This is a genomic window from Alteromonas sp. AMM-1 (genome assembly GCF_047290655.1).
GTDB classification, from domain to species: Bacteria; Pseudomonadota; Gammaproteobacteria; order Enterobacterales; family Alteromonadaceae; genus Alteromonas; species Alteromonas mangrovi.
On sequence record NZ_JBLBUE010000229.1, the window covers coordinates 1 to 4531 of the forward strand.

The following is a 4531-nucleotide window of genomic DNA, read 5'->3' on the forward strand; positions in this document are numbered from 1 at the left end:
TAACCCTGAAAATTATCGATCCTGAGCCGTTTTCTGAGTCTGAGGATTTAGCGGTGCAGTTTGGTTTAACCGGCGCGACACTGGGGCCAATTGGCGAAGCAATATATTTTGGATTGGCGGGTACCAATGCGGTTGACGATCAACACAGTATTGGCTTTTTTGACCCGCAAAAAGAAACTTTTCTGGAATATGACATTAGCAAGCTGATCTATCAGTTAAGCGATCCAGAGCCGGTATCCGTTACCTTGCTGACCGATGTAAACCTGCTGGGTGGACAAAATCCGATGTCGGGTCAATACACGCCGCCCATGACCTTCTACAGTCAGCTAAATCAGCTGTACAAGGTAACCACCATTGGCAGTGATGCCATGCAGTTGCCTGATGAGACGGACGTACTGGTAGTCATTCATCCGCAAAACCTGTCGGAGTCGTTGTTGTATTCTATCGACCAGTTTGCCATGAAGCAGGGGCGCATTTTACTGTTTATGGACAGTCATTTTGAATCCGATCCAATGGCAATGATGAGCGCCATGGGCGCGAACTCATCCGTATTTCCATTGCTTGAGAAATGGGGAGTGCGGGTAGATACCAGTAAAGTGGTGTTGGATGCCAGACTGGGTCTGGAAATTCGCACGCCCGAAGGTGGCGTTTCACGCCACCCGGGTATCGTAGGACTGACTGCCGGGCAGTTAAACCGCGAAGATATTGTTACAGCGAATCTGGAACTCATTAACGGTGCGTCTTTTGCGCCGCTGTCGTTAATTGAAAATAGCCAGTTGCGACTGACTCCGTTAGCCTATTCTTCGCCTGCGAGTGTGGCGGTAAACAGTAGTGATTATGCACTCACCCGTGAACCGCTGGTTCTACAACGTATGCTCGATACTAACAAGCAGCAGTTTACCCTGGCGGCGAGAGTTACCGGTAACGCAAATTCAGCGTTTCAGAGTGCGCCAGAGTCGGAAGAAGTCAGCATCGTACAAGCTGCCCATGCCAGTCAGACATCGCAGCTTAATTTGATTGTGTTTACTGATGCCGACCTTCTGGCAGATCGTTTTTGGGTACAACAAACCAATTTCTTTGGCGAGACACTGTTCACGCCGTTTGCAAACAACGGAGACGCCATTATTAACGCCAGTGAAAACCTGGCCGGAAGCAATGCGTTAATTAGTATTCGCGGACGTGGCACTTATGCGCGTCCTTTTGTGGTAGTGCAAGCGTTAGAAGCCAAGGCTCAGGCCCGTTTCCGTGAACAGGAAGAACGCTTACAGGCTCAATTACAGCAAACGGAAGCGCAGTTAGCTCAATTACAAAATGCGCAAAGTGAATCAGGCGCACTTACGTTAACCACTGAACAACAAGCCGCACTTGATGATTTTATTGCCCAACGGGCCGCCATTCGCCGGGAATTGCGGGATGTCAGGTATCAATTGGAGCGCGATATCGACACACTGGGAAACTACCTGAAATTGTTGAACATTGCTGCATCACCCGTGTTACTGGTGACTTTGCTGTGGTTGTTTTCGCGGCTGGTTAGGCGCAGGGCAGGTAAGAAAGTCAGGGAGGAGATATCAGCATGAAGCGAATCATCGTGCTAGCTATTCTGGTCGTGATGTCATTAGCAGGGGCTTATTATTTAACTGTAGTCAAAAGTACAGCTAACAATGCGCCTGCTCATGTTCTGTTGGGCGGATTAGAAGAAAATGCGGCGCTATTAAATGCTGTGACGATTGAAACGGCCGAAGGCGTCGTTTTTAGTGCGCGCCGCGACCAGGATCAGTGGGTAGCTACCCATCTGGATAGCCTGTTAACTTTTCCGGTTAATCTGGATGAGTTGTCTGGTTTTGTCAGTCAGTTAACCCAGGCCACGGTACTGGAAGCCAAAACAGCAAAAGCCAGTCAGTATTCGCGGCTGGGCGTTGAGCCTGTCACGCAACCTGGTGCCCAAAGCACACTGATCACCCTGGCTACCGAAAGCAAACAATGGCGTGTGTTGATGGGCAATCTTGCCAGCAGTGGCATGGGGAGGTATGTCCGTGAGCCTTCGCAGCAGCGCAGCTATTTGATCGATAAGCCGCTGGAATTACCGGTTGGCAATGCCGACTGGTTGCTCAGGCAAATTATTTCGCTGTCTGTAAACAGTTTGTCTGAAGTGCGGGTGGAAGGCAAAGAACCCTACACGCTCACACGTAATGACAGCGGTGATTGGCAACTGTTTGATGTGGCAGTGTCTGAACTGGCGTATCCGGGGATTTTGTCGCAAACCTTAAATGACATTGTGAACATGAGTTATGACGATGTACGGGTGCGGCTGCCGGAAGAAGTGCTGGGGAAGGCTGTGCAGTCTGTTACGTTGCGCAATGACACCAATGAGCTTGCAATAAAGTTATACAACGCCAGAAAGGGCGAGACCGGTTACCGTGTAATCATACAACCAGTGAGTGGTGATGGCGCTATATGGACGCCTGATGGCATTGATAACTGGGTATTCAAACTCACTGATTTTCAGGCCAGAGGCCTGCTTAGCCAACGTTCAGATTTAATTAAATCGCCTGAATTGAACTAGGTCAGTGCACTCTGAAATTGGCCCGCTGGACGGGCCAATATACACCTTAACCTTTCCTATGCGGTTTTACGCTTTACAGGCTGCCAGTTGTGCGGCCAGATGAGGACACCCGATTGCTTGTGCATTAGCGATATTGGTATCCGGAATCGCATCAGGATCGTCATAGTGCGCTAACGCGGCAGTAATATCTTTTTCTCTGATGATATGCAAAACCGGGTGCGGTGACCGGTTTGTGTAGTGGCTGGCACTTTGCGGATCTTCGCCTGCGAATAAATAATCAGGGTGGAAGGTGGCAAGTTGGTAGATCCCACTGTAGTCCCAGTGGTCAATGCACTGTTGGGCCATGTCAATCAGCAACAGGAAATCGTCAAATTGGTCCCAACCGGAAGGCAAAATTAACAGGGTGGTCGCAATTGCCGGGTCGTTGTCCAGTAGATCGCATTCATCTTGCAGCGCGGTAAGTGCATCGGCCATGTCGGCACTTGTGCATTCTGCATAGCGGATTTGGTTGTGCTCACGCACATAACGGGCAAATGGACAAAAGTTATGTGCAATTACCATGGTATCCAACCAGCGCTGCACATGCAGGCTGGCCGGGGTGTCTGGTATCATGCTCATGAATGAAACTTAACGTAAGCTTCCAGCGTGTTTTCAATCAGGCTTGCAACGGTCATAGGACCCACGCCACCGGGCACCGGTGTGATGTAGCCAGCACGGTCTTTTGCTTTGTCAAACTCCACATCACCTACCATACCACCTTCTGCGGTGCGGTTAATACCCACGTCAATCACAATGGCGCCTGGCTTAATCCAGTCGCCTGGAATAAATTCAGGTTTGCCTACGGCCACGACCAGCAAGTCTGCGCGGCTAACGTGCGATTTTAAGTCCTGAGTAAATTTGTGGCAGGTGGTTACCGTGCAGCCCGCCAGCAATAGCTCCAGCGACATCGGGCGTCCTACAATGTTTGAAGCGCCAACAATCACCGCATCCAGTCCTTTCACCGGGCGCTTGGTGGCTTCAATCATGGTCATGATGCCTTTGGGCGTACAAGGGCGCAGCGCTGGAATACGTTGTGCTAATCGGCCGATATTGTATGGATGGAAGCCATCAACGTCTTTGTGCGGGTGGATGCGTTCTAAAATGGCTTCGGCGTTGAGCCCCGCAGGCAAGGGTAATTGAACCAGTATGCCGTCAATTTCCGGATCATTGTTGAGCTTATCAACCAGCTCAATTAATTCATCCTGATTGCTGTCGGCAGGTAAATCGAAAGAGCGGGATAAAAAGCCAACTTCTTCGCAGGCTTTGCGCTTGTTAGAGACATACACTTGAGAAGCAGGATCAGCACCTACCAGTACCACTGCCAGGCCAGGTTGACGTTTTCCGGCGTCGTTTAACGATTTCACATAACTGGCGACGTCTTGTCGGACTTGTTTGGCAATTTGTTTACCATCTATAAGGTGCGCGGTCATAGTTGCTTGCTGCTTCCAGTGAATTAAAAAACGGGAGTGCGATATTTTCACACAAATAGCCCGGCTTAGGAAGTTAGCATTCCGTCTATAGTGCGCTCGCAGTCATAATTTCACTATTTACACAGCCGAGGGGAATTATGTGCCTCAGCCCCCCAAATTGGCGAAAAAATAACACGGTTGATGAGTTAATGAGCATATGAACATTTTGCGTGAAAAAAGTGTTTGACGAGGTAGGGGCAAATCGGTAACATGCGCCCCCCGTAACGAGAGGGAAATTTGCTCATGTTACGCAGTCGGTGAGTGGCGCAGCTTGGTAGCGCACTTGTTTTGGGTACAAGGGGTCGCAGGTTCAAATCCTGTCTCACCGACCACTTTATGCTAGCGTAGATTCGCCGAGCGTCCGTAGCTCAGCTGGATAGAGCAACGGCCTTCTAAGCCGTGGGTCGCAGGTTCGAATCCTGCCGGGCGCGCCATGCGAGTCAGGTAGGTCCTGATAGCA

At 50.1% G+C, this 4531-nt stretch carries 4 protein-coding genes and 2 tRNA genes; 4 read left to right on the forward strand and 2 right to left on the reverse strand.

What is annotated here, in order from left to right:
- Both ACLR2L_RS19125 and ACLR2L_RS19130 read left to right on the forward strand, forming a co-directional pair.
- On the forward strand, window positions 1-1577 hold a 1577-nt coding region (locus tag ACLR2L_RS19125), incomplete at its 5' end, for a Gldg family protein (protein WP_413370485.1).
- On the forward strand, window positions 1574-2563 hold the full coding sequence (locus ACLR2L_RS19130; RefSeq protein WP_140959752.1) for a DUF4340 domain-containing protein: 990 nt from the start codon (window positions 1574-1576) through the stop codon (window positions 2561-2563). The genes ACLR2L_RS19125 and ACLR2L_RS19130, both read left to right, overlap by 4 nt.
- 66 nt (window positions 2564-2629) lie before the next feature.
- On the opposite strand, the gene ACLR2L_RS19135 is transcribed toward ACLR2L_RS19130, so the two are convergent.
- Window positions 2630-3181: a DUF1415 domain-containing protein gene (locus ACLR2L_RS19135; RefSeq protein ID WP_413370487.1), complete on the reverse strand. Its 552-nt coding sequence runs from the start codon at window positions 3179-3181 to the stop codon at window positions 2630-2632.
- On the reverse strand, window positions 3178-4032 hold the full coding sequence (gene folD / locus ACLR2L_RS19140; RefSeq protein ID WP_413370489.1) for a bifunctional methylenetetrahydrofolate dehydrogenase/methenyltetrahydrofolate cyclohydrolase FolD: 855 nt from the start codon (window positions 4030-4032) through the stop codon (window positions 3178-3180). Before folD ends, ACLR2L_RS19135 begins: the two co-directional genes overlap by 4 nt.
- A gap of 294 nt (window positions 4033-4326) precedes the next feature.
- On the opposite strand from folD, the gene ACLR2L_RS19145 reads away from it, so the two are divergent.
- Together ACLR2L_RS19145 and ACLR2L_RS19150 are read left to right on the forward strand one after the other, a co-directional pair.
- Window positions 4327-4403 (forward strand) — tRNA-Pro (locus ACLR2L_RS19145).
- Between the two features lie 25 nt (window positions 4404-4428).
- Window positions 4429-4505 (forward strand) — tRNA-Arg (locus ACLR2L_RS19150).
- Window positions 4506-4531 lie beyond the last annotated feature (26 nt).